Below are 24971 nucleotides of genomic sequence, written 5' to 3' on the forward strand. Positions count from 1 at the left end.
GTCATCGCGATGGCGGTCACAGCGCCACCAGCGCCACCGCGGCGGCACTTGCCGCGCACATCGACGGTCCGTGCGGCACGGTCGGTACGCCACGCCACGCGGCGCCCAGCGCGACAGCGGCAGTGAGTAGCGGTGCACCCAGTGCCGCCAACACCCATACGTCGACGCCGAACGCTCCGGTCAGCGCGCCGACCCCGACGGCGAGTTTCACGTCGCCTGCGCCCATCGCGCCCGGCGAGACCAGATGCACAACGAGGTACAGGGCCGCCAGTGCCCCCGCCCCGGCCATCGCGGCGCCGCCCCGACCGGTGAGTGCGGCAGTGCCGAGGATGACGACAGCGCCGGGCACCGTCAGCCAGTTCGGCAACCGTCGCTGGGCGATGTCATAACCGGTCAGCGCGGCCAGCCACGCCAGCGCGGCGATGCCGCCGAGTCCCCCCACTCATCGAGGCTAAGGGCGCCCGGTCGCCGCCGCCCGCACCAATTCGAGATCAACCATCGGAGAGCGCAGCGGCCATCACGTCCCTTGGGGCCTGCCGGCCGGTGAACTGCTCGACCTGCGCGAAAGCCTGGTGCAGCAGCATCTGCAGACCACTGATCACCTGCCCCCCTGCTGCCTCGACGGCTGCCGCGAGCGGTGTCGGCCACGGGTTGTAGATGACGTCCAGCAGCCGCGGCGCCACCGCCAGCGACGGCGCGTACGCAGCGGCAGCCTCGGCGGGAATGGTGCTGACGACCACGTCGGCGTCCCCCACGATCGCGCCGAGCTCAGGCCCGCCGATATCGCGCCAGGTGCCCTGCACCGCACACCGGCCTGCGAGCTCCACCAACGGGGCCGCCTTGTCCCGGTTTCGGGCGAGCACGGTGATCCGTTGCACCCCAAGGGTTGCCAATCCGACCACGACCGCCGGAGCGGTGCCCCCCGAGCCCACCACAACCGCGTGACCGTGGGCCGACCCCAACGCGCCGACGACGCCATCGACGTCGGTGTTGTCCGCCCGCCAACCGCCATGGACCCGGACCAGGGTGTTGGCCGAACCCACGAGTTGCGCCCGGTCGGTGTGCTGATCGGCGAACTGCAACGCGGCGAACTTGCCGGGCATGGTCACCGACAGGCCCACCCATTCCGGGCCGAGCCCGCTCACCAGGGCAGGCAGCTGCTCGGCGGTGCACTCGATGCGGTCATAGGTCCAGTCCGTCAAGCCCAGCGCCCGGTATGCGGCCAGGTGCAGTTGCGGGGACTGCGAATGCGCGATCGGCGATCCGAGGACCGCGGCCCGCCTGGCGGGCACAGCGGCGGGCCGCCTATCGGGCACTGTCCAGGACACCGTTGTGTTGCGCCTGTTCGATGTTCGCCAGGTGTTGTTCGTAGTCCCGCGTGAACAGGGTGGTGCCCTGCAGATCGACGGTGACGAAGTACAACCAGTCCCCGGCCGCCGGGTGCTCCGCGGCGACCAGGGCGTCGGCGCCCGGTGAGCAGATCGGGGTCTGCGGGAGGCCCTCACGCACGTAGGTGTTCCACGGTGTCATCTGGCCGCGGTCACCGTCGGTGGTCGCGACTTCCTGCCGGTCCAGTGGATAGTTCACGGTCGAGTCGAATTCGAGGGTGCGGTGTTCGGCGAGACGGTTGTAGATCACCCGGGCCACTTTGGCGAAATCCTGCGGCTTGGCCTCACGCTGCACGAGGGAGGCCACGGTGAGGATCTGGTACGGCGACATGTGCATCGCCGCCGCGGTGTCGAGAAGTCCACCCTGGGTGTAGAGCACGGCGCTGGCGCCGATCAGCGTGGACAGGATGTCCTGCGCGGGGGCCGCCGGGTCGACGTTCCAGGTGCCCGGTGCGATCAGACCTTCGAGACGGCGGTGATCCTTGCCCATCGCGCCGACCGGTCCGGCAGCCCAATCCGGCACGGCCAACGCGGCAGGCGGCGCGGTGCCCGCGACCGCGCGCAGGTCATCGGGGGATACGCAACGCTGCTCGCCGTCGAGTTCCACACACGACGCCTGCGATATCAGGGTGAAGATGCCCTCGGTGACGTCGTTCGTCTTGACATCGGCGATGTCGTCGAGCTGGCGTCCTTCGGGAATGGTCAACTTCCCCACCCGGTTCTGCGGATCAGCAAGCCGCTCAACGGCGTTCGCTGCAGAGATCTCGGTTCGCATCTTGTAGAACCCGGGCTGGATGGCCGAGATTGCTTCGTTGCCCTGTGCGGCGTCGACGAACACCTTCGCGGTGGCGATGACCTTGTGGTCCTGCAGGGTCTTACCGATCGCGGTGGTGGAGTCGCCGTCGCGAACCTGGATGACCACGTCGGCCACCCCATCTCCGGCGTAGTCACTGCCGGTGCCGGACATGCTGTGCCACAGCTTGGAGCCCAGGAAGACGGCACCGACAGCCACCACCACGAGCAGTGCCAGCGATAAGCCCCTGGTGATGCGTCGCTTCCGGTTGCTGCGGGCCTGCCGTACCCGGTCGGCGCGACTCATCCCGCGTCGCGGTGGACCCACCGCAACGGGTTGCGCCCGATCGGCACCCCACTTCTCAGCCATCCGTGCCCTCTCTGCGCGCCGCCAGGGCCGCGCGCCGCTGGTCCAACCAGCTCTGCAGAATGCCGACCGCAGCTGCCTGGTCGATCACCGACTTCTGCCCCTTCGCGCGAATCCCCGCCTCCCGCAGCGACCGCTGCGCGGAAACAGTAGTGAGCCGCTCATCGGCCAGTCGCACCGGTATCGGCGTGATCCGGCGGGCCAACAGGCCTGCCATGTCGATGGCGTCATGGGCCGAGGATCCGGCACGGTCTGCCAAGGTACGCGGCAGGCCGACGACGACCTCGACGGCTTCGTATTCGCCGATCAGCGCCGCCAACCGCCGCAGGTGTTTGCCAGAGCGGTCCCGTCGGTCCCGCGGCACGGTCTCGACCGGCGTGGCCAGAATGCCGTCGGGGTCGCTGCTTGCCACCCCGATGCGAACGGTGCCCACGTCGATGCCGATCCTGCGACCCCGTCCCGGGTCGTCCTCACCTGGGCGATCCGGCATCCGCTCCTCGACAGCTGGGAACTCGGCCACGGGTTAACTCCGGTCTAACTCAGCGCGCAGCGCGGCCAATGCCGCGTCGATACCCGCCGCCCCCTTACCGGAACCTTGTGCCAGATCGGCCTTTCCACCGCCGCGCCCGTTGACCGCAGCGCCCAGTTGCTTCACCAGATCGTTGGCGCGCAACCCGAGGTCCTGGGCAGCAGGGTTGACGGCCACCACGAACGGAACCGAATCGTTGTCACCTTCGGCGATCAGCGCGACCACCCCGGGGTCACTGCCGAGCTTGCCGCGGATGTCGCCGACGAGGCTGCGCAGATCACCCGCGGACATGCCACCCGCCATTCGCTGCGCCACCACACGGACCTTACCGATGACCTCGGCGCCGGCGGCCGCATTCGCCGCGGCGGCCCTGGCGTTGGCCAGGCGGGCGCGGTCCAACTCTTTCTCGGCAGCTTTGAGCCGGTCGACCAGGTTGGCGACGCGGGCGGGAACCTCGTCCGACGGCACTTTCAGTGACGACGCGAGGCCGGCCATCAACGCGCGTTCTTTGGCGAGGTGCCGGAATGACTCCAGCCCGACGTAGGCCTCCACCCGACGTACTCCGGATCCGACCGAGGACTCCCCCAGAATCGTCACCGGGCCGATCTGCGCCGAGTTGTGCACGTGCGTTCCACCGCACAGTTCCAGCGAGAACGGGCCGCCGATCTCGACGACGCGCACCTCGTCGGGATAGTTCTCACCGAACAGCGCCATCGCCCCCATGGCCTTGGCCTTGTCCAACTCGGTGTTGAAGGTGTGCACCTGATAGTCGGCCTCGACGGCCTGGTTGGTCACCTCTTCTATCTGCGAGCGCTGATCCTCGCTCAACGCACCCTGCCAGCTGAAGTCGAACCGCAGATATCCGGGGCGGTTCAGCGATCCCGCCTGGACGGCGTTGGGCCCCAGCACCTCTCGCAGCGCCGCGTGCACCATGTGGGTGCCCGAGTGGCCCTGGGTGGCGCCGCGACGCCACTTCGGGTCGACGGCGGCGGCGACGGTGTCACCCTCGACGAATTCGCCGGACTCGACATTGACGCGGTGCGCCCACAGTGTCTTGGCGATCTTCTGCACATCGGTGACCGCCGCCCTGGCAGTCTCGGAGGAGCCTGTCCCGTTGATGGCGCCCTCATCGGCGATCTGACCGCCGGACTCGGCGTAGAAGGGCGTGCGGTCCAGGATCAGCTCGACTCTCCCGGCGGCACCCCCGTCGCCTCCATGGGTTACCACCGGCACCCGCTTGCCATCCACGAAAATCCCGAGAATCCGTGCCTCGGAAGTCAATTCGTCGAATCCGGTGAATTCGGTAGGACCCCCGTCGACCAGTTCGCGATAAGCAGACAGGTCGGTGTGTGCCTGTTTGCGGGCCGCCGCGTCAGCCTTGGCGCGCTGCCGTTGTTCGGTCATCAACGTCCGGAAACCGGCCTCATCCACCGACAAACCGGCCTCGGCGGCCATCTCGAGGGTCAGTTCGATGGGGAACCCGTACGTGTCGTGCAGGGTGAACGCGTCAGATCCGGACAACACGGTCGCTCCGGAGCGCTTCGTCGCGTCCGCGGCGTCCTCGAACAGCCGTGACCCCGACGCCAAGGTGCGGTTGAAAGCGGTCTCCTCCGCCACCGCGATGCGCTGGATCCGGTCGAAGTCCTCGACCAGTTCCGGGTACGACGGTCCCATGGCGTCCCGAACGGTCGCCATCAGGTCGGCCATGATGGGTTGCTCGACCCCGAGCAGCTTGGCCGCGCGGATGATGCGTCTCAGCAACCGCCGCAGCACGTACCCGCGCCCCTCGTTGCCCGGGCTGATCCCGTCACCGATGATGATCGCCGCGGTGCGGGTGTGATCGGCGATGATGCGGTACCGCACGTCGTCGTCGTGATTGCCTGCACCGTAGGCACGGGGCGCTACGGCGGCCACGCGGTCGATGACCGGCCGGAGAAGGTCGATTTCGTAGACGTTGTCCACACCTTGCAGCAGGCACGCCACGCGTTCGATGCCCATGCCGGTGTCGATGTTCTTGCGCGGCAGCGGGCCGAGGATTTCGAAGTCCTCCTTGGAGGTGCCCTCGCCGCGCTCGTTCTGCATGAAAACGAGGTTCCAGATCTCGATGTACCGGTCCTCGTTGGCCTCCGGCCCGCCCTCGACGCCGTAATCGGGGCCGCGGTCGTAGTAGATCTCGGACGAGGGCCCGCACGGCCCGGGGATGCCCATCGACCAGTAGTTGTCGGCCATGCCGCGACGCTGGATCCGCTCGATCGGCAGACCGGCCACCTCGCGCCACAACTCGATGGCTTCGTCGTCATCGAGATAGACGGTCGCCCACAGTTTTTCGGGATCGAAACCGTAACCACCCTCGGCGACCGGATTGGTCAGCAAGGTCCAGGCAAGCTCGATGGCCCCGCGCTTGAAGTAGTCACCGAAGGAGAAGTTGCCCGCCATCTGGAAGAACGTGTTGTGGCGGGTGGTGATGCCCACCTCATCGATATCCGGCGTCCGGATGCACTTCTGGATGCTCACGGCACGGTCCCACGGCGGCGTACGCGCACCGAGGAAGTACGGCACGAATTGCACCATGCCCGCATTCACGAACAGCAGATTGGGATCGTCGAGGATCACCGAAGCACTGGGCACCTCGGTGTGACCCGCCTTCACGTAGTGATCGAGGAAGCGCTTCCTGATCTCGTGTGTCTGCACGTCGTTGATGTCCTCGCGTTGTGGGTGGATATTGATGGGTCGGCGGTGAGCCGCACTAATTCGACCGCCTCACATTACCGGTCAGCGTCCGGCCCCTGCCGCACCTGCACCGTTGCGGCCGCCAGAAAGCTCAGGCGCACCGAACGCTGCGGGTTGTCCCGGTTGAGGTCCACGAGCACCACGCTCTGCCAGGTTCCCAGCAGGGGACGGCCGGCCTGCACCGGCATCGTCACCGAAGGCGACACCAGGGCCGGTAGCACATGATCGGCGCCGTGACCGGGCGAACCGTGGGCATGCCGGTAGCGGTCGTCGCGCGGCAACAACCGTTCCAGGGCATCGACCAGGTCGCAGTCGGAGCCGGCCCCGGTCTCGATGATCGCCACCCCCGCCGTGGCGTGCGGCACGAACACGTTGCACAGGCCGTCCCGGCGTGAGCCACAGAACTCGCGCACCGCGTCCGTGAGATCGACGACGCGGCGACGCGAGGTGTCGACATCGATCACTTCGGTGTCCATATCCCCAGCCTACGAGGCCCGTCCCACCCCATTGCCAGCCGCGGAACGGCGGAGGAAGGTAGGGGATGAACCGGTGGCGCCACCGGGGCGCCGCCCCAGAGAAGGAGGGGGTGGATCGTGTTCGCACGCTCTACCACGATCACGACGGCGCACACCGAGGCCATCAACGCCGGTATCGCCCACATCCGTGATGAGGTCATGCCTGCTCTGGAGGACGTCGACGGGTGTGTCGGCCTGTCACTGATCGTGGATCGGGAATCCGGTCGGTGCATCGCCACCTCGGCCTGGCGGTCGCAGGAGGCGATGCAGGCCAGTGCCGCCCAGGTCGCGCCGATCCGCCATCGCGCGGTGGAGGTATTCGCCGGCAGCGCCACGCTCGACGAGTGGGAGATCGCGATGGTGCACCGGCACCAGCCGGCCGGCCAGAGCGCGTGTGTGCGGGCCACCTGGCTGCAGGCACGCCCCAGCCAGTACGACCGCGCCATCGACTTCTACCGCACTTCGGTGGTGCCCTCCCTGGCAGAGCTCGACGGCTTCTGCAGCGCCAGCCTGATGCTGGATCGGACCTCCGGCCGGGCCGTGTCCTCGGTCACCTTCGACAGCCAGGACGCAATGGACCGCAATCGGGATCAAGCCCGATCGTTGCGCACCGCCCGGCTGCGGGACCTGGGCGCAGACCAACTCGACGTCGGCGAGTTCGAATTGGTACTCGCACACCTGCGGGTACCGGAAATGGTCTGACCGACGGTCCCGGCCCATGATGGCCGGGACCACTGCAGCGGTTACAGGGTCGGTAGCAGCGCGTCGAGGCGTTCGTAGCCCTCGGTCATGCCCCGCTCCATGCCCGAGGACAGCAGGGCGTCACGGGCCTCGGTGTTCGGGCAGATCGACCGGCCGCGCAGCCGGCCCTTGGTGCCGCCGAGGTCCTCGAACCGCATGAATTCGATGTTGACCATGTCCGGAGCACCTTCGAACTCGAACGTCTGGATGATGAGCTCACCGGGACGCACCGTGTGGAACACACCGTTGAACCGGTATTCACCGTTGTCGTCGCGGTGGAGGTAGCGGTATCCCCCGCCGGTGCGGAAGTCCCAGTGCTCGATCTCCATCTCCATGCCGTGCGGGCCGAGCCACTGCTTGACCAGGTCCGGTTCGGCGTGGGCGCGGAACAGGGCGTTCACCGGAGCGTCGAAGTCCCGGGTGAACTCCATGGCCAGCGTGTCGACGGGGACGGTGAGGTTCAGTGCGTGGGTCATTTCTCTTCCTCCTGTGCGGTTTCGGTCATCGTCACCAGCAGGTCGTCAAGCCGGCGGTAGCTGCGTTCGGCGTTGAGCCGATAGCGGTCGATCCATGCGGTCAGCCTCTCCAGCGCAGCGGCGTCGAGGTGCACCGGCCTGCGCTGCGCATCACGGGTCCGGGTGACCAGATGCGCCAGTTCGAGCACCTGAATGTGTTTGGATACAGCCTGTTTCGTGATGCCGAACGGCGCCGCCAGCTCGTTGACGGTGGCCGGGCCACGGGACAGCCGCGCCACGATCGCTCGTCGCACAGGGTCGGCGAGTGCCAGAAAGGCGCGATCCAGCTCTTCATCGTCCTCACCGGGTTCCATTGTCAACCTATTGCTTGATCAATCATTTGGTTGATTACCAAGGTAGAACGTCACGACGCCGCGGTCAAGGGGATTTTCAGCGCCGACGGCGGATGATGGCGCGCAGCTTGTCCAGCCTGGTGCCGATCTCCCGTTCGGCGCCGCGGGCGGTCGGCTGATAGTAGTCGACGCCGACCAATTCGTCCGGTGGATACTGTTGTGGCACAACACCATCGGGATGGTCATGGGAGTAGCGGTAACCGACGGCGTTGCCCAGCTTGGCGGCGCCAGAGTAGTGACCGTCCCGCAGATGCGGCGGCACCAGTCCCGCCTTACCCGCGCGAATGTCATTCATCGCCGCACCCAGTGCATTGGTCACGGCGTTGGATTTCGGTGCGGTGGCGAGGTGCACCGTCGCGTGAGCCAAGGTCAGCTGTGCTTCCGGCATCCCGATGAGCTGCACCGTCTGCGCCGCGGCCACCGCGGTCTGCAGCGCACCCGGGTCGGCCATGCCGATGTCCTCGCTGGCCAGGATCATCAGCCGGCGGGCCACGAACCGCGGGTCCTCCCCCGCCACGAGCATCCGAGCCAGATAGTGCAGCGCGGCATCGACATCGGAGCCCCGGATCGATTTGATGAAGGCACTGACCACGTCGTAGTGCTGGTCGCCGTCGCGGTCATATCGGACGGCGGCCTTGTCCAGTGACTGCTCGATCGTCTCGACGGTGACGCGCTCGCCGGGTTCTGAGGCGACCTCCAGCGCGGTCAAGGCTCGCCTCGCATCACCGGCCGAGAGTTGCACCATCAGGTCGACGGCGTCGTCGGTCACCTCCACCGCACCGCCCAGACCCCGCGGGTCGGTGATGGCCCGTCGCAACACTGTGCCGATGTCCTCGGCGGTCAGCGGCTGCAACTGCAGGATCAGCGATCGCGACAGCAGGGGCGCCACCACCGAGAACGACGGATTCTCGGTCGTCGCGGCGACCAGCAACACCACCCGGTTCTCCACCGCGGCGAGCAACGCGTCCTGTTGAGTCTTCGAGAACCGGTGCACCTCGTCGATGAACAGCACGGTCTGCTCGCCGTGCATGGCCGACCGCCGGGCCACGTCGATGACCGCGCGCACCTCTTTGACGCCGGCCGACAATGCCGAAAGCGCCTCGAACCGGCGCCCGGTCGACTGGGAGATCAGCGATGCCAGCGTGGTCTTGCCGGTGCCCGGCGGGCCGTAGAGGATGACCGACGCCGCACCGGAGCCCTCGACCAGCCTGCGCAGCGGTGAGCCGGGCTGCAGCAGGTGCGACTGCCCGACGACTTCGTCCAGACCGGCCGGACGCATCCGCACCGCCAGCGGGGCCGACGCCGGAATTTCCAGGCCGGACCCCGCCCCATCGCCGGGTAGATCGAACAAGCTGTCGGACACGCTTCACACATACCACGCCGACACGACTACAGGCGGCAGGGCCGGGCGGCTATGCAGGCGCGGTCACGAAGTCGATGAGCTCTTCGACACGGCCGATCAGCGCGGGCTCGAGGTCGTTCCAGTCCCGGACACGGCCGCGAATCCGCTGCCAGGCCCTGGCGATATCGGCCTGCTCGGCGTGTGGCCAGCCCAGCGCATCACAGATGCCGTGCTTCCAGTCGGTGCCGCGGCCGATGACGGGCCAGGCCTCGATTCCGAGCCGGGCCGGCTTGACGGCCTGCCAGATGTCGATGAACGGGTGCCCCACCACGAGTGTGTGTTCGCCGCCGGGGCCCCGCCGAACCGCATCGGCGATGCGGGCCTCCTTCGACCCGCTGACCAGATGGTCGACGAGTACGCCGAGGCGGCGTCCCGGCTCCGGCGCGAACTCCTCGACGATGGCGGCCAGGTCGTCGACACCGCCGAGATACTCGACGACGACGCCCTCGATGCGCAGGTCGGCGCCCCACACCTGTTCGACCAGCTCCGCATCGTGACGACCCTCGACGTAGATCCGGCTGGCCAGCGCCACCCTGGCCTTGGCACCCGGTACCGCGACCGAACCCGATGCCGTACGCGCCGGTGCGACCGCCCGCTTCGGGACGGTCAGGATGACGGGTTTGCCGTCGACCAGGAATCCCGGCCCCATCGGGAAGGACCGGACACGGCCGTTGCGATCCTCCAGGTCCACCCTCGCCTGCTCGATGCGCACCACTGCGCCCACAAAACCACTCTGCGCGTCCTCGACCACCAAGCCCTTGTCCGCAGACTGCTCAGTGGAACGGATCCTCTTCGGGGTGTGCGGGTTTCGGGCCAGGATGTCAGGGCCGTAGCGATCGTTCACCCGGGCGATCCTAGGAACGCCGAGAGCGCGCCGAGTTTGCGACATGCCATCGTGACCGTGCTGTTAGCAACGGCGGTCGGATCGGGACATCCCCACGTGCCCCCAGCAGGCAGTTCGGCGGGCACTGGTTCAATTCAGCAGGAGACAACTGATCGAAGGGATGGGGCTGCCCGCCATGTGGAGCACGGTGCTGGTGTTGGCTGTCGTGGCGGCAGCCGATCCTCTACGCATCGGTGTGGTCGCCTACATGCTGTCGCGACCCCGGCCGATGCGACTGCTGCTCCCGTTTTTCGCGGTCGGATTCGCCGCGAACATCGCGGTGGGGGCTGCGGTGGTGTTCGTCTTCAAGGAAGCCGACGGCGGCCGGACGATGCCGCCCCTGGCCGAGATCGCCATCGGCCTGGTGGCGGGGTTGATCGCGCTGCTAGCCGCGACCGGCCTGCTGGAGAGGTTGTTCAACCGGATCCGGGGACGGCGTGCGGTAGTTGCTGTCGGTACAGGTACGACCACCACGCCCGCTCCACCGACGCTGGACTCCCTGCCCGTCATCTCGAAACTGCCGAACGGGATCAAGGCCGCGCTTCGCGGCGAGTCCGCGTGGGCGGCTGCACTGCTCGGCCTGAGCAACGGTTTCCCCACCCCGTATTACCTGGCCGCGATGGCGGCGGCACTCACCTCGGGTGCGGCGGTCGGCGAGAAGATGGCCGCCCTGGTCGCCTTCAATGTGGTGGCATTCGCCGCGGCGCTGCTACCCATCCTCAGTTTCTGGATCGCTCCGGAGGCGACGCGTTCAGGTGTGGAGCGAATCTACGCCGCGATGAAGAGCCACCAGCGGCTGGTGATAGCCGTGATCGCGGGTGCGGTCGGCGTGTTCTTTGTCGGCCTGGGCATCAGCCATCTCTGAGATGATGCCGCGGTCAGGTGCGGGCCGGGGCGCTCCTCACACGGCGGTAGACCGCCAGCACGAGCACACCTGCCATCGTGATCCCGATCAGATTCACGGCGAGCTGCAGCGCGGATTTGCCGGCGACGTCCCAGTCCCCGACCGTCGCGGCCACGACTGCGAAACCGGCTGCGGGCACCGTCGTCACCGAGATGAACACGCCAACCAGTGCCGCTGATTTCGCCGACACCAACGACAACATTCCCGCCGCGCCGGCCAACAGTGCGACGACGAACGAGAACGGGCCCACCTGGAAGATGAAGTCCACCTGGTTGAGTTCCCTGGTGCTGGACAACGTCACCCAGCCGAGCCCTTCGAAGGCCAGCGTGGCGAGCGCAGTCACCGCCATCGCCAGCGGGAAACCGATCAGCAGCGCTGCGGCGGCGCGGCGCGCCAGCGACATCCGGCGTTGCACCAGGGCCACCGCGAGGGCCGCGAGCGGGCCGAATTCCGGGCCCACCACCATGGCGCCCACCACGGTGACCGGGGAATCGGTCACCACGCCGATCGCGGCGAGCAGGCACGCGATACACAGGAACATCAGATAGGTGACACTCAGGCTGGACTCGTCGCGGGTCCGCGAGACCAACTCGTCCCAGATCACCGCGTCGGCGCCATCCCCCTTGGCCTCGTCCTCGGCGTGATAGGCGGTGCTGGAGAGCACCGTATCCAGCACCTCCATGGTGATGGCGCCGAAATGGTGCACGTCAAGGGATTTCAGCCGTTCCACCACATCGTTGGCGGCCTCCCTGGCGATATCGGCGGTGATCTCGTCGCCGACGGGTTCCACCGCGGCGCCAGGGTGCACGATGATGTGGGTGACGCCGGGTTCGCGGTCCAGCACGTTGAGCACCGGCTCGCGCAGGTCGGCCGGCGCGATCACGCGTAGATGCAGCACGGGCCGAGAGTAGCGTTCCGAGTGTGGCCGACTGGACTGACGTGGCCCGCATCGCGGCGGGTCTTCCCGAGACCAACGAGGCGACGCCACGCGCCTGGCGGGTGCGCAAAAAGCTGGTGGTGTGGGAGCGCCCGCTACGCAAGGCCGACTACATGGCGCTGGGCGACGCCGCACCTGACGGGGACATTCTCGGAGCCCGGGTCCCCGACGAAGGGGTGAAATTTGCCCTGATCGCCGACAAGCCTGCGGTCTACTTCACCACTCCACACTTCGACGGCTATCCCTCCGTGCTGGCGCGGCTCGGGGCGATCGACGTGCCCGAACTGACCGAGCTGATCACCGAGGCATGGCTGGTTCAGGCGCCCCGGACTCTGGCGAAGGCGTTTCTGGCTGACCGCTAGCCCTGGTCAGTCCGGACGACGAGCTCGTCGGGCGCGACCAGGTGCCCCCGTTCACAACGGATCTCCACGGTGGCCTCTGCGCCGCAGCCCTCGTGCGCCAGGCGCAATCGGGAACGGGTCGGCACATGCCTGCGCCCCCACTCGAACATCGCCCACACCACGGGCATGAAATCGGTGCCGGCCTGGGTCAGCACATACTCGTCACGGCTGCGCTGGCCCGGTTCCTGATAAGGCCTGCGCTCCAGCAGACCGGCGTCGACGAGGTCGGTCAGTCGCGCCGATGCGGCGGCCTTGGTCACGCCGACCCGGCGCCAGAAGTCCTCGAATCGCGTGGTGCCGTAATAGGCCTCACGCATGATCAGCATCGCCGATTTGGCTCCGACCAGCGCCATCGTCTTCTCGATCGGGCAATGCCCCACCGCCGACCAGGCGTCCCGGTCGGCCAGCGCGCCCTGCAGCATGCCCAACGGAATCAACCTCCTACCTGAGTTGTTATAACTATACCCAGGTGCTATATCTGGGTACAGATCAGAATACTCAGCGGTGAGCAGCAGGAGGCAGAGATGACCGGATATGCAGGCCGGGACGCAGTCATCGTGGGGGCCGTCCGTACCCCCGTCGGCAAGGGCAAGGCCAACGGAGCGCTGCACGGCGTGCTGCCGGCAGACCTGCTCGCGCACAGTCTGCGGGAACTGGTCGAGCGCACCGGCGTCGACCCCGTCCAGATCGACGACGTGATTGCGGGCGCGGTGACCCAGGTAGGCGACCAGGCCGTCAACATCGCCCGCAATGCGTTGCTCGGCGCCGGTTTCCCGGAAACGGTTCCCGGCACAACGGTGGACCGACAGTGCGGAAGTTCGCAACAGGCCATCAGTTTCGCCGCACAGGGTGTGCTCGCAGGGGCCTATGACATCGTCATCGCCGCTGGTGTGGAATCCATGTCCCGGGTCCCGATGGGCACCTCGGTGCTACCCGGCAGTGATCCGTTCGGCCTGGCATTTGCCGAACGGTACGCGGACGGTCTGGTACCGCAAGGCATCAGCGCAGAACTGATCGCCGCCAAGTGGGATCTGTCTCGCGCCCAGCTCGACGAATTCTCGGCCGGTAGCCATGAAAAAGCCGCCCGCGCAACCAAGGACGGCCTGTTCGACAGCGAGCTGGCCGCGATCGCGGGGCTGTCCACCGACGAGATCATCCGGCCAGGGACCTCGGTTCAGACCCTGGCGGGGCTCAAACCGGCGTTCTACAACGAGGCCTATTCGGCCCGCTTCCCACAGATCAACTGGGAGATCACCCCGGGTAATTCCTCGCCGCTGTCCGACGGCAGCGCGGCGGTGATGATCACCAGCGGCGAGACGGCCAAGCGGCTGGGTCTGAAGCCGTTGGCCCGAATTCACACCACGACCGTGGTGGGGTCCGATCCCCTCTACATGTTGACCGGTGTTATCCCGGCGACCGAGAAAGTCTTGGCGCGTGCGGGTTTGACGCTGTCGGATATCGATCTATTCGAGGTGAACGAGGCGTTCGCGCCGGTCGTGCTGGCGTGGGCCAAGGAACTGGGCGGGGCCGCGGGTTCGGACTTGCTCGCCCGCACCAACGTCAACGGCGGCGCCATCGCCATCGGTCACCCCTTGGGCGCCAGCGGAGCACGGATCATGACCACCCTGGTCAATGCGCTGGAGCAGCGCGGCGGCCGCTACGGGTTGCAGACGATGTGTGAGGGCGGCGGGATGGCCAACGCCACGATCATCGAGCGGCTGTAGCCGACTACATTGCCGCGGAACTGCATTCCCGGTCGTTAAATTGCGACGGCAACGACCGGGAATGCAGTTCCGGTGAAAGGGGCGCTGCTATGACAAGAATCCTGGTGACAACCGCCAACGGCGATACGGGACGCCCGATGGTCGAGTATCTGCTCAAGAACGGCCTACAGGTGCGGGCCATGGTCCGCACAGAGGACGTTCGGGCCCAACGCCTTCGCGACGAGGGTGCCGAAGTCATCGTCGGCGACTCGCTCACGTTCCGCGATGTCCGCGCAGCGGTCGACGGCGTGCAGCGCGCCTACTTCAACTTCCCGGTCGGGGAAGGCCTCGTCGAATCGGCGGTCATGTTCGCCCAGGCCGCCAGAGAGCAAGGTCTCGAACTGATCGTCAACATGTCGCAGATCCAGTCGCGCCCCCAGGCCCGGAGTAAGGCGACGCAGAACCACTGGCTCTCCGAGCAGGTCTTCGACTGGTCAGGCGTTCCCACCACCCACCTGAGGGTCACCTTTTTCATGGAATGGCTGACGTACATCGCCGAGTTGATCAGACAGGGCCGCTACGTCATGCCCTTTGACGCCGACAGCCGCTTCGCCCCGATCTCGGGACGGGACATCGCATTGACCGCCGCCACCATCCTGACCGAACCCGCGGATCATGGCGGCCGCAGGTACACATTGACAGGGCCCGTCGAGTACAGCCACCGGGAACTGGCCGCCGAGGTCAGCCGCGTCCTCGCCAAGGACGTCCACTTCGAGCGAACCACTGTGACGACGTTCCTCGACCTGCTCGGCATGCCCGACGACACGGCCAAGCTCCGGCACTTCGAGGCAGTGACCATCGACCAGCAAGAGGGACGCCTCGCCGGCGTCACCGACGCAGCGCCGACAATAATCGGACACCGTCTCAGCACAGTCGAGGAGTTCATCAACGAACACCGCTCACTGTTTGAGTAGATCTCCGCTCGAACGTGGGCTTGTGTGCGACATTCCTGCGAAAGTTCGCACACAAGCCCACGTTCGGCGCAACTAAGTCCGGATCAGCTCGAAAAGTGGGATCGCCCGGGTGGTGTTGGCCTGATATTCGGCGAACACCGGCGCCGCCTCGGCGACCTTCGGGTAGGTGGCATCCCGTTCGTCGTCAGGCAACTCGCGAGCCGTCACGTCATAGGACTCGGTCCCGATCTCGATATGCGCCGTCGGGTTGGCCCGCAAGTTGTGCACCCACGCGGGATCCTTCGGAGCGCCCGCATACGACCCGATGATGAGTGTCTTGCCGTCGATGGTCAGGTACGCCAGCGGCGACAGCCGGGATTTTCCCGATTTGGCGCCCGTGGTGTGCAGCAGCAGCAGATCCCCACCGAAGTCGGGGGCCTTGCCGCCGTTGGCACGGAACTTCTCGACCATGTCGCGGTTGAACTCTTCCAGGGCGCCGGCGTCGGCCAGCAGCTTTTCTTTGTCGATCTCTGTCATTCCTGGACCAGCCTCTCGATCGCGACGTCTATTCCTGTGGGGTGTCCGCGCGTATGCGCTTCAGCTCGAAAAGCGGGATGACGCGGTCGGTCTTGGCCTGGTACTCGCCGAAATTCGGTGCCTGCGCCGCGATCTTCTCGTAGAGCGGATCGCGCTCGGCGCGCGGAAGCTCGTGGGCGGTGGCGTCGTAGAAGTCGGTGCCGATCTCCACGTGCACATCAGGATGCGCACGCAGGTTGTGTACCCAGGCCGGGTCGTTCGGTGCGCCGCCCTTGGACCCCACGATGAGGAGCCGACCATCGATGGTGAACGCCGCCAGGGGGTTCAGCCGGGATTCGCCGGACTTCGCACCCGTGTTGTGCAGCAACACGATGTCGGTGTTCTCGAACAACGGTCCGCCGACCTTGCCGTCGTTGGCCCGGAACTCCGCCACGACGTCGCGGTTCATCGCGTGGAAATCGATTTCAGTCACGCCTTCTGGAGCTTCTCCGGCTTCGCATCTATTCCCGATTCCTTGCGCTGCTGCGCAGTGATCGGTGCAGGCGCGTCGGTCAGCGGGTCCACGCCGCCACCTGACTTCGGGAACGCGATGACCTCTCGGATCGAGTCCACGCCGGCCAGCAGCGCCGCGATGCGGTCCCAGCCGAACGCGATGCCGCCGTGCGGAGGAGCACCAAAGGCGAAGGCGTCCAAGAGGAATCCGAACTTGTCCTGAGCCTCGTCGTGGTCGATGCCCATCATCGCGAACACCCGCTCCTGAATGTCGCGACGATGGATACGGATCGATCCGCCGCCGATCTCGTTGCCGTTGCAGACGATGTCGTAGGCATCGGACAGCGCATTGCCCGGGTCGGTGTCGAAGGTGCCCTCCGATTCGGGCTTCGGCGCGGTGAAGGCATGGTGCACGGCTGTCCAGGCACCCGATCCCACCGCGACGTCGCCGGAGGCCACCGCCTCGTCGGCCGTCTCGAACATCGGGAAGTCCACCACCCAGGTGAACGCCCATGCGTTCGGGTCGATCAGGTCCAGGCGCTTGGCGATCTCGATACGGGTGGCGCCCAGCAGCGCGCGAGCGGACCGCGCCGGGCCCGCCGCGAAGAACACGCAATCGCCCGGCTTGGCGCCGACATGCGCGGCCAGGCCGTCCCGCTCGGCATCGGTGAGGTTCTTGGCCACCGGGCCGCCCAGCGTGCCATCCTCGCCCACCAGCACGTAGGCCAGACCCTTGTGTCCGCGCTGCTTGGCGAACTCCTGCCAGCCATCCAGCGTGCGCCGCGGTTGCGATGCACCGCCGGGCATGACGAGTGCGCCCACGTACGGCGCCTGGAACACCCGGAAGGTCGTGTCCTTGAAATACTCGGTGCATTCGACAAGTTCCAGTTCGAAGCGCAGATCGGGCTTGTCGGAACCGAACCGACGCATGGCATCGGCGTAATTGATCCGGGGCAGCGGGGTCGGCAGGTCATAACCGATCGTGGACCAGACCGCCCGCAGCACCTCCTCGGAGATTGCGATGACATCGTCGGCGTCGACGAAGCTCATCTCCATGTCCAGCTGGGTGAACTCCGGCTGGCGGTCCGCGCGGAAATCCTCATCCCGATAGCACCGGGCGATCTGGTAGTAGCGCTCCATCCCGGCAACCATGAGCAACTGCTTGAACAACTGGGGACTCTGCGGCAGGGCATAGAACGACCCCGGCTGCAGCCGGGCGGGCACCAGGAAGTCGCGTGCGCCTTCGGGCGTCGACCGCGTCATCGTCGGGGTTTCGATCTCGACGAAATCGTGCGCCGCCAACACTCCGCGGGCAGCGGCATTGACCTTGGAGCGCAAGCGGATTGCGTTACCGGGCCCTTCGCGGCGCAGATCGAGGTAACGGTACTTCAGGCGCGCTTCTTCGCCCGCGGTCTCGTCGAGCTGGAAGGGCAGGGGGGCACTCTCTCCCAGCACCGTCAGCGAGTTCGCGTTGACCTCGATCTCCCCGGTGGCGATCTCCGCGTTGGCGTTTCCTTCCGGACGGACCTCGACGACCCCGGTCACGGCCACGCAGAATTCGGCGCGCAGCCGGTGTGCCTGCTCGAGCACGGCCGCGTCGCGGAACACCACCTGCGACACCCCCGACGCGTCGCGCAGATCGATGAAGATCACGCCTCCGTGGTCACGGCGTCGTGCCACCCATCCCGCCAGCGTTACCGTCTGACCGGCATCGGCGGACCGCAACGAACCGGCGGCATGACTGCGCAGCACGAAAACTCCTTGTGACCGAGGTATGGAACGAATGCCAAGTGTAGAGGGGTCCAGATCGCCGGTAACTTGGCGATAGTGAACTCCCCCATCGCCGTCATCGGTCCGGGTGCGATCGGATCGACCGTCGCCGCACTGTTGCATGCCGCGGGCCATCCGGTGCTGCTGTGCGGTCGCACCGCTCGCGAGTCCGTCGAGGTGCGGCCCGACGACCATGATCCGATCGTGGTGCCCGGGCCGGTGCACACCGATCCGGCGACGGTCGACGGCCCCGTCGACGTGGTGCTACTGGCCGTCAAAGACACCCAGTACGCCCAGGCTGCCGGATGGCTGAGCCGGCTGTGCGATGAGAACACCGTGGTCTGCGCCTTGCAGAACGGCGTGGAGCAGGTCGAACGCCTGAGACCGTACTGCCCTTCTGCGGCGGTGGTCCCCGCGGTGATCTGGTTCTCCGCCGAGACCCAGCCCCAGGGGTGGATCTGGCTTCGCACCGACGTCCGCATCGTGCTGCCCGAGACGGACGCGGCCCGCACCCTGGTGCGACTGTTGAGCGTGCCGGGGTTGACGGTGCAGACCGACCCCGACTACCTGACCGAGGCGTGGCGCAAACTACTGCTCAACGCGGTGTTCGGGCTGCTGGTCCTGACCGGGCGGCGCGCAGGGATGTTCCACCGCGACGACGTCGCCGCGCTTGCCCGCGACTATCTCGTCGAATGCGCTGCCGTGGGTCGGGCCGACGGGGCCGACCTGCGTGACGCCGACGTCGACAAGATCACCGGTCTGCTCGCCGGGATTTCTCCGGATATGGGCACGTCGATCCTGGCCGATCGGCAAGCGGGTCGGCCGCTGGAATGGGATATCCGCAACGGGGTGATCCGCCGTAAAGCAGCAGCGCACGGACTGCCCACCCCGATCAGCGATGTGGTGGTGCCGCTCCTGGCGGCGGCCGGCGACGGGCCGGGATGAGTTTCCAGTAGACACCCTGACCTAGGGTGTCTACTCATGGCCCGGACATACGAGTGTGAGCGCGTCGATTTGGACTTCATCACCCATGCGCCGTTCCGCTTCGTCAGCACGGTCGACCTCGCGATCACCCCTGAGCAACTGTTCGAGGTGCTCGCCGACGAGACATCATGGCCACACTGGGCGACGGTGATCACCAAGGTGGAGTGGACCAGTCCGGAACCGCGCGGCATCGGCACCACCCGCACCGTCAGCATGCGCGGGAACATTGTCGGCGATGAGGAATTTCTGGCGTGGGAGCCGTTCTCCCACATGGCCTTCCGATTCAACACCAGCACGTCCGACGCCATCTCGGCGTTCGCCGAGGACTACCGCGTCGTCCCCACCGTGGACGGGTGTCACCTGACCTGGGTGATGGCGATGAAGCCCAGCGGAATCGCGGGCCGGATCGGCATGACGCTGGGCCAACCCGTGATGGCGTGGTTGTTCCAGCGTTTCCTGCATAATCTCCGCCGCTACACCGACGCTCAATACGCCACCGCCGACTAGTACAGGCCGCTCTCAGAGCAGATTGCGGATCTGCATGGCCATGGCCAACGTCAGGCGGGTCCGCGGATCGTGTAGATCGGCGCCGGTGAGCTCGGAAATCCGGGCCAGCCGGTGCTTCATCGTGTTGTAGTGGATGTACATCGTGCGCGCTGCCTCGGCGGCATTGCCGTACCCGAGATATGCCTCGAGAGTCAGGCATAGATCGGAGGAGTCGCGCTGGTCCTGCCCGACGAGGGCGCCGACGTTTCGATCGACGAAGTCGACCAGCATGGCGCGGGGTACGGCGAGAAGCAGCCGCTCGAGTTCAAGTTCGTCGAAGCGGGCGGTCTGCATCTCAGTGTGGACGGCGATTCGGAGTGCGTCGCGGGCGGTGCTGTGGCTCGCGGCGAGTTGTGCCGGGTTATCGGCCGCCGATCCCACCGCCACCGTGACGTCGGTCGCGCCGACGTCCACCAACGCGGCGCGCCAACGGGCCGCGAGCAGGTCCATGTAATAGTGCGGAGCGACGTCGGGCAGTGCGACGAGCGCGACGACCTCACCGCCCCGCGGCCACGCCAGCGAACCGTTCGGCAGGGCGGCGCTGGCCGCCTTCTGCACGGCCGCGTCGGTGAGCTCGCCGGAGCAGCGGGTCAGCAGGATCACCCGCTGACCAGCCAGATCCCATCCGAACAACCTGGTGCGTTGCTGCAGGGTGGGTTCGTCGAAGCTGCTGCCCGAGACGAGTTCTTCGAGAAACAGCACCCGTAGCCGTCGGTCCAGCTCCACTCCGGCCAGTACCTGCGCGACGTGCATACCGGCGGCGAAGCAGGACTGCCGGATCAGCCGACGTTGGCCGAGACTGGGCTCGGAGTCGCCGTCGACGAGGATCCGGCCTCGCGGGGTTCCAGCGACAGTGATCGGAAAGATCCACGGGGTCGAGGGTTCAGTCGGATCCAGGGTCGCGCCGGCCAACGTGTCTCCGTCCCCGTCAGGAGTGGCGTGTCCGAGAGGTTGTCCGGCCTCGTCGACGATGAGGACCTTACGATCCAGCGCGCCGGCCAGGGTCCGGGCGATCTCCTCCAGGCCGCCGCCCGCGAGGGCGACACCGGTGAGACGCTCGCGGATCGCCTCCGCACCAATAGGTTCGGCGTCGTAGTCGGCAAGTACCACCGCCAGCACCGCGCCGATGATCTGTTTGAACGATGTCCCGTCGGGCAGCACTATGACCGGGAAGCCCAGCCGGTCTGCCTCCTCGCTGAGCCGGTCGGGAAGATGGCCGAGATAGCGCACCGGGGTAATCGCCAACGCGGCCAGGCCGCGTTCGGTCAGCGTGGCCAGCATCTCGACGAGCCGCTCGGGATGTTCACGCACCGGGTAGGCGCTGGTGAGCAACAGCTCCCCCGGCGCGACATACGCCTCGATATCGGGAACTTCCATGACGTTCACGCCGGTCACGCTTCTGTCCAGTCCGCCGGCGCCGCCGAAGACGAAGGCGCCCTGCAGCGCGGGCAAGGTCAGCAGGTCGTTCACCGTGACGTTACTTATCTCGCGCTCCTTGTCCGATTAGGACATCGTCTGTCGAAATCGTTTGCCGATCTGGACGCTGCGTTCGGCGGCCTGCCGCACTTACAGTTCACAGCATGTCAGGCGCTTTTGGACAGGGTTCCACTCGCCACCACGCAATTATTTGTATCGGTACACCCGTCCATCTCGGACAGCTCGCGCCGCCTCCCGCGTCCTGGGTTCAGGCATGACGGTCACGGATTTCCTGGTGCTGCCACGTCTGTACCGGGACTCCGTCACGCTGATGGCGCTGGCCGCCTCGGCTGAGAGGCTGCCTGGCGTGACACGGGTCGGCGCAGTGCTCGGCACGCCGGCGAACATGCAGGTCCTGACTCAGTCCGACATGCTCCCGCCGCACGTCGATGCCGCGCCCGACGATCTCGTCATCGTCGTCCGTGCCGATGACGCGGCCGCGGCGGCACGGGCGCTGGAGACTGTGCAGAACGGGCTGCACGGCGTCGATCATGGTGAGACGCCGGCACATTCCACCGTCCCGCGCACGGTGTCCGAGGCCGTCGCCCATCGGACGGATCTCACAATCGCGGCAGTGTCCACACCCGGCACCTACGCGCCCGTTGTCGCCGAACAGGCGCTGCGCCGCGGCCTGCACGTGTTCTGCTTCTCCGACAACGTGACGCTGTGCGACGAGGTGCGCCTGAAGAAGCTGGCGCTCGAATCAGGTCTGTTGATGATGGGCCCGGACTGCGGCACCGCCATCATCGACGGCGTTGCGCTCGGATTCGCCAACGCCGTCCGGCCTGGGCCGGTTTCTATCGTCGCCGCATCGGGCACCGGAGCACAGGAGGTCTCGTGTCTGCTCGACGCCGTCGGCTGCGGCACCTCACAGCTCATCGGTGTCGGCGGCCGTGACCTCACCGCGGAGGTCGGCGGCCTGATGAGCGCGCATGCCGTGGATCTGCTTCGCGACGATCCCCGCACCGAAGTCGTGGTGCTGGTATCCAAGCCGCCCGCACCCCAAGTGGCAGAACAGATTCTGGCCCAGCTCGCTGCGCTCGGCAAACCTTCCGTGGCGTGCCTGTTGGGGGTTCCCGACGACGACGGACCCGTCCGGGTGCGCGGCACGCTGGAAGGTGGCGCACAAGCGGCGGCCGAGTTGCTGGGCACCTCACTGGATCTCACCGATGACGTGCCCGTGTCGATACCGGAGAACACTCCCCGCGGCGTACTCGGCCTGTACACCGGCGGAACACTGGCGGCCGAGGCTGGATTCATTCTCAGCCGGGCCGGTGTGCCTGCCGAAGTCATCGACCTGGGCGGCGATGAACACACCGCAGGGCGCCCGCATCCGATGATCGACCCATCCGGGCGCACCGACCGGATCATCGCCGCAGCGGAACGACACGACATCGGGATACTTCTGGTCGACGTCGTCCTCGGCCACGGTGCGGCCGCAGATCCGGCCACTCCCCTGGCCGCCGCGGTGCACCGGGCGCGCGGCATCGCCTCCGCCGACAGTCGCACCCTCATCGTAATCGGTTCGGTCTGCGGTACCCGCGACGATCCCCAGGGAATCGACGGCCAACGCCGCATCCTGCGTGATGCGGGTGTGGTGCTTCATGATTCAAATGCCATGGCCGCCCGCCATGCCGTCGCCTTGCTGGCCGCAACTGTGCGGGAACTCGCATGATCACCGGCGGCGTAAGGGTACTCAACGCGGGGCTCCCACTCATAGTGCAGAGCCTCGTACCCGAGGACGTCCTACAACTCGATTGGCGACCACCGGCATTCGGGGACCTTGCCGCAGCCCGCGCCATGCTCGCGTTGGACACCGCGGCGACGCATGCCGCCAACCGGGCGGCTATCGTCGCCGTCCACGACACGCGACCTCAACTGATCCGGATCCGTTCCGCCCATGCCGAGATACCGGCCCTGGCTGCGGGACGAGCCCTGCTGCACGCCGGGCCGCCGATCGAGATCGCCCGGATGTGCGGGCCCATGCTGGGTGCCCTCGTCGGCGCGGCGATCCACGAGGGATGGGCGAACGACTCCATACAGGCCAACGCCATGCTGCGCGGTGGCGAGATCACTGTCGCCCCATGCCATCAGCACGGCGCTGTCGGGCCGATGGCCGGGGTCATCTCACCGTCGATGCCCGTTCTGGTCGTGGAGGACGCCGGGCGGACCGCTTTCGCCACCCTCAACGAGGGCCTCGGCAAGGTCCTCCGGTATGGCGCCTTCGACAACGCGGTCCTCTACCGACTGGCCTGGATGCGGGAGGTCCTGGGTCCGACGTTGGACCGGGCCCTGGCCGCAGACGGTCCGGTCGATGTGACGTCCCTGATCGGTCAGGCCCTCGCGATGGGCGATGAGGGGCACAACCGCAATGTCGCCGCAACGAGCTTGCTGACCCGGCGGCTGGCACCGGCCTTGGCGGGCCTGCCCTCCGGAGCCGAAGTGCTCCGGTTTCTGGCAGGAAACGATCACTTCGCGCTCAACCTGTCGATGGCCTCGGCGAAGCTGGCGATGGACGCCGCGGTCGGATGGCCCGGCTCAACACTGGTCACGGCGATGTGCCGCAACGGTGTCGAGTTCGGATTACGGATGGCCGGCACCGGTGACCGGTGGTTCACCGCACCAGTCGGTCCAGCGGACGGACTGTTCTTCCCCGGCTACGGCATCGACGACGCCAACCCCGATCTCGGTGACTCTGCCATCACCGAGACCCTGGGTCTCGGCGGCTTCGCGATGGCCGCCTCACCGGCCATCACCCAGTTCGTCGGCGGCACCCCCGCCGACGCGCAGGAAATGACCAGGTCGATGCGGCGAATCACGCTGGGCCCGCACCCCGCCTATCCTCTGCCGCCGGCGAACTTCGCTGGCTCGCCGAGCGGCATCGATGTCCTCAAAGTCCTTGATACCGGTGTCCTTCCGGTGATCAACACCGGTATCGCTCACCGCGAGGCCGGAGTGGGTCAGATCGGCGCAGGGATCGTCACGGCGCCAAGCGCGGTGTTCACCGCCGCCATCGTTTCGCTGGCACCGGAAGCTGGTCGGTCGTGAGACATGCTGCGATGAAACGCGTCGCGCTTATCGCCATCGGCGGCAACGCCCTGGTCCTCGACGGTGAGCCCGGATCAATTCCGCGGCAGCAGGAGCGTGCGGTTCAGTTCGCCGAGCAAATCGCCGAACTGATCGTCGAGGGCTGGACGGTGGTGGTCAGTCACGGCAACGGCCCGCAGGTCGGGTTCATCCTGCGCCGCGGCGAGTTGATCGCGCCCGAGGCCACCATCGAGGGGTTGCCGGATCTGCCGCTGTGGCTGGCCGTCGCCGATTCGCAGGGCGGAATCGGGCACATCATCGCGACCGCGATCGACAGTGCTCTGCATCGCCGGGGTTTGAAGGCACGCGCAGCCGCGCTGATAACACACGCCCAGGTCGACGCGGACGACCCGGCATTCGCGCTCCCGACGAAACCCATCGGTTCCCAGATGACAATGGCGGTCGCCCAACGGCGCACCGCCGAGGAGGGGTGGACGGTCAGCGAGACCTCACCCGGCGTCTATCGCCGCGTCGTGGCAAGCCCGCGACCCCAGGCGATCCTGGAGGCCGAACACGTCCGCACGCTGACCGCGGCGGGTGCCGTCGTCATCGCCTGCGGCGGCGGTGGCGTACCCGTCGTACGCGGCGAAAGCGGCTGGCGCAGCGCCGATGCCGTTATCGACAAGGACCGCGCGTCAGCCGTCCTCGCCGCCACCGTGGGCATCGAGGTGCTGGTCCTGGTCACCGGCGTCGACCAGGTGTATGTCGGGTACGGCACCCCGGTCCAGCACGCGTTGGGCAGGATCACCGCCGAGGAGGCCCGCAAGTACCTGGACGCGGGCGAGTTCCCGGCCGGGTCAATGGGCCCCAAGGTGGAGTCGGCCCTGCAGTTCCTCGACGATGGCGGCACAGAGGCGATCATCACCTCCCTGCCACTCCTGCGGGAAGCCCTGGCGGGCACCGCAGGCACGCACGTCGTCAGGCAGTCGATGCCATGATATCTGTTGCGGCTCAACCATATCCGTT

The 24971-nt window shown here is 67.1% G+C and carries 26 protein-coding genes; 10 read left to right on the forward strand and 16 right to left on the reverse strand.

The window, feature by feature from the left end:
• Positions 1–16: 16 nt before the first annotated feature.
• From M1247_RS08160 to M1247_RS08185, 6 genes are all read right to left on the reverse strand, one after another.
• Complete coding sequence (locus tag M1247_RS08160) at positions 17–442, reverse strand: prepilin peptidase (protein WP_317155786.1); 426 nt, start codon at positions 440–442, stop codon at positions 17–19.
• A gap of 49 nt (positions 443–491) precedes the next feature.
• Positions 492–1316 carry a shikimate dehydrogenase gene (locus tag M1247_RS08165; protein ID WP_317155787.1) on the reverse strand — a complete coding sequence of 275 codons (825 nt, stop codon included), beginning with the start codon at positions 1314–1316 and terminating at the stop codon, positions 492–494.
• Entirely contained in the window at positions 1306–2550 is a 1245-nt protein-coding gene (locus tag M1247_RS08170; RefSeq protein ID WP_317155788.1) for an endolytic transglycosylase MltG, read from the reverse strand. Before M1247_RS08170 ends, M1247_RS08165 begins: the two co-directional genes overlap by 11 nt.
• Positions 2543–3037: a Holliday junction resolvase RuvX gene (ruvX, locus tag M1247_RS08175; protein WP_317156164.1), complete on the reverse strand. Its 495-nt coding sequence runs from the start codon at positions 3035–3037 to the stop codon at positions 2543–2545. Before ruvX ends, M1247_RS08170 begins: the two co-directional genes overlap by 8 nt.
• 33 nt (positions 3038–3070) lie before the next feature.
• Positions 3071–5767, reverse strand: coding sequence for an alanine--tRNA ligase (gene alaS / locus M1247_RS08180; RefSeq protein WP_317155789.1), 2697 nt, complete (start codon positions 5765–5767; stop codon positions 3071–3073).
• Positions 5768–5841: 74 nt separating this feature from the next.
• Positions 5842–6282, reverse strand: coding sequence for a secondary thiamine-phosphate synthase enzyme YjbQ (locus M1247_RS08185; protein ID WP_458695198.1), 441 nt, complete (start codon positions 6280–6282; stop codon positions 5842–5844).
• Between the two features lie 117 nt (positions 6283–6399).
• On the opposite strand from M1247_RS08185, the gene M1247_RS08190 reads away from it, so the two are divergent.
• The gene (locus M1247_RS08190) at positions 6400–7023 is read left to right on the forward strand and encodes a hypothetical protein (protein WP_317155790.1); all 624 of its coding nucleotides are present in this window, start codon (positions 6400–6402) and stop codon (positions 7021–7023) included.
• Positions 7024–7064: 41 nt separating this feature from the next.
• Here M1247_RS08190 and M1247_RS08195 read toward each other — a convergent pair whose 3' ends face one another.
• From M1247_RS08195 to M1247_RS08210, 4 genes are all read right to left on the reverse strand, one after another.
• The gene (locus M1247_RS08195; protein WP_317155791.1) at positions 7065–7538 is read right to left on the reverse strand and encodes an SRPBCC family protein; all 474 of its coding nucleotides are present in this window, start codon (positions 7536–7538) and stop codon (positions 7065–7067) included.
• Positions 7535–7891: an ArsR/SmtB family transcription factor gene (locus M1247_RS08200; protein ID WP_317155792.1), complete on the reverse strand. Its 357-nt coding sequence runs from the start codon at positions 7889–7891 to the stop codon at positions 7535–7537. The genes M1247_RS08195 and M1247_RS08200 overlap by 4 nt, the downstream gene beginning before the upstream one ends.
• A gap of 76 nt (positions 7892–7967) precedes the next feature.
• Entirely contained in the window at positions 7968–9293 is a 1326-nt protein-coding gene (locus tag M1247_RS08205) for a replication-associated recombination protein A (protein WP_317155793.1), read from the reverse strand.
• 49 nt (positions 9294–9342) lie between these two features.
• Entirely contained in the window at positions 9343–10176 is an 834-nt protein-coding gene (locus M1247_RS08210) for a DUF3097 domain-containing protein (protein WP_317155794.1), read from the reverse strand.
• 160 nt (positions 10177–10336) lie between these two features.
• Here M1247_RS08210 and M1247_RS08215 point away from each other — a divergent pair, with 160 nt between their 5' ends.
• Complete coding sequence (locus M1247_RS08215) at positions 10337–11080, forward strand: GAP family protein (protein ID WP_317155795.1); 744 nt, start codon at positions 10337–10339, stop codon at positions 11078–11080.
• Between the two features lie 13 nt (positions 11081–11093).
• Here the strand turns inward: M1247_RS08215 and M1247_RS08220 are convergent, their stop codons facing one another.
• Positions 11094–12017, reverse strand: coding sequence for a DUF389 domain-containing protein (locus tag M1247_RS08220; protein WP_317155796.1), 924 nt, complete (start codon positions 12015–12017; stop codon positions 11094–11096).
• A gap of 23 nt (positions 12018–12040) precedes the next feature.
• On the opposite strand from M1247_RS08220, the gene M1247_RS08225 reads away from it, so the two are divergent.
• Positions 12041–12418 carry an MmcQ/YjbR family DNA-binding protein gene (locus M1247_RS08225; RefSeq protein WP_317155797.1) on the forward strand — a complete coding sequence of 126 codons (378 nt, stop codon included), beginning with the start codon at positions 12041–12043 and terminating at the stop codon, positions 12416–12418.
• On the opposite strand, the gene M1247_RS08230 is transcribed toward M1247_RS08225, so the two are convergent.
• Positions 12415–12885, reverse strand: a complete 471-nt coding sequence (locus M1247_RS08230; RefSeq protein ID WP_317155798.1) for a winged helix-turn-helix transcriptional regulator — start codon at positions 12883–12885, stop codon at positions 12415–12417. The genes M1247_RS08225 and M1247_RS08230 overlap by 4 nt on opposite strands.
• A gap of 96 nt (positions 12886–12981) precedes the next feature.
• Here M1247_RS08230 and M1247_RS08235 point away from each other — a divergent pair, with 96 nt between their 5' ends.
• On the forward strand, positions 12982–14181 hold the full coding sequence (locus M1247_RS08235; protein ID WP_317155799.1) for a thiolase family protein: 1200 nt from the start codon (positions 12982–12984) through the stop codon (positions 14179–14181).
• Positions 14182–14270: 89 nt separating this feature from the next.
• Positions 14271–15134 (forward strand): NmrA family NAD(P)-binding protein, encoded by an 864-nt coding sequence (locus tag M1247_RS08240; RefSeq protein WP_317155800.1) that lies wholly within the window; start codon positions 14271–14273, stop codon positions 15132–15134.
• A gap of 72 nt (positions 15135–15206) precedes the next feature.
• Here M1247_RS08240 and M1247_RS08245 read toward each other — a convergent pair whose 3' ends face one another.
• The 3 genes from M1247_RS08245 to aspS are packed head-to-tail and all read right to left on the reverse strand — an operon-like array spanning position 15207 to position 17894.
• Positions 15207–15650 (reverse strand): nitroreductase family deazaflavin-dependent oxidoreductase, encoded by a 444-nt coding sequence (locus tag M1247_RS08245; RefSeq protein ID WP_317155801.1) that lies wholly within the window; start codon positions 15648–15650, stop codon positions 15207–15209.
• Positions 15651–15678: 28 nt separating this feature from the next.
• Entirely contained in the window at positions 15679–16098 is a 420-nt protein-coding gene (locus tag M1247_RS08250) for a nitroreductase family deazaflavin-dependent oxidoreductase (protein WP_317156166.1), read from the reverse strand.
• A gap of 20 nt (positions 16099–16118) precedes the next feature.
• A complete protein-coding gene (aspS, locus tag M1247_RS08255; protein WP_317155802.1) occupies positions 16119–17894 on the reverse strand; it encodes an aspartate--tRNA ligase in 1776 nt (591 codons plus the stop codon).
• A 75-nt stretch (positions 17895–17969) separates the two neighbouring features.
• On the opposite strand from aspS, the gene M1247_RS08260 reads away from it, so the two are divergent.
• Both M1247_RS08260 and M1247_RS08265 read left to right on the forward strand, forming a co-directional pair.
• Positions 17970–18857: an oxidoreductase gene (locus M1247_RS08260; protein WP_317155803.1), complete on the forward strand. Its 888-nt coding sequence runs from the start codon at positions 17970–17972 to the stop codon at positions 18855–18857.
• A gap of 36 nt (positions 18858–18893) precedes the next feature.
• Positions 18894–19403, forward strand: coding sequence for an SRPBCC family protein (locus M1247_RS08265; RefSeq protein ID WP_317155804.1), 510 nt, complete (start codon positions 18894–18896; stop codon positions 19401–19403).
• 12 nt (positions 19404–19415) lie between these two features.
• Here M1247_RS08265 and M1247_RS08270 read toward each other — a convergent pair whose 3' ends face one another.
• Entirely contained in the window at positions 19416–20912 is a 1497-nt protein-coding gene (locus M1247_RS08270) for a PucR family transcriptional regulator (protein WP_317155805.1), read from the reverse strand.
• A gap of 220 nt (positions 20913–21132) precedes the next feature.
• Here M1247_RS08270 and M1247_RS08275 point away from each other — a divergent pair, with 220 nt between their 5' ends.
• From M1247_RS08275 to M1247_RS08285, 3 genes are read left to right on the forward strand one after another with little or no spacing between them, the layout of a single operon-like run.
• Positions 21133–22593 carry an AllF/FdrA family protein gene (locus M1247_RS08275; RefSeq protein WP_317155806.1) on the forward strand — a complete coding sequence of 487 codons (1461 nt, stop codon included), beginning with the start codon at positions 21133–21135 and terminating at the stop codon, positions 22591–22593.
• Positions 22590–23966, forward strand: coding sequence for a YlbE family protein (locus M1247_RS08280; protein ID WP_317155807.1), 1377 nt, complete (start codon positions 22590–22592; stop codon positions 23964–23966). Before M1247_RS08275 ends, M1247_RS08280 begins: the two co-directional genes overlap by 4 nt.
• Positions 23963–24943, forward strand: coding sequence for a carbamate kinase (locus M1247_RS08285; protein WP_317155808.1), 981 nt, complete (start codon positions 23963–23965; stop codon positions 24941–24943). Before M1247_RS08280 ends, M1247_RS08285 begins: the two co-directional genes overlap by 4 nt.
• Positions 24944–24971 lie beyond the last annotated feature (28 nt).

The sequence above is a fragment of the Mycobacterium appelbergii genome (assembly GCF_032883035.1).
Classification (GTDB): domain Bacteria; phylum Actinomycetota; class Actinomycetes; order Mycobacteriales; family Mycobacteriaceae; genus Mycobacterium; species Mycobacterium appelbergii.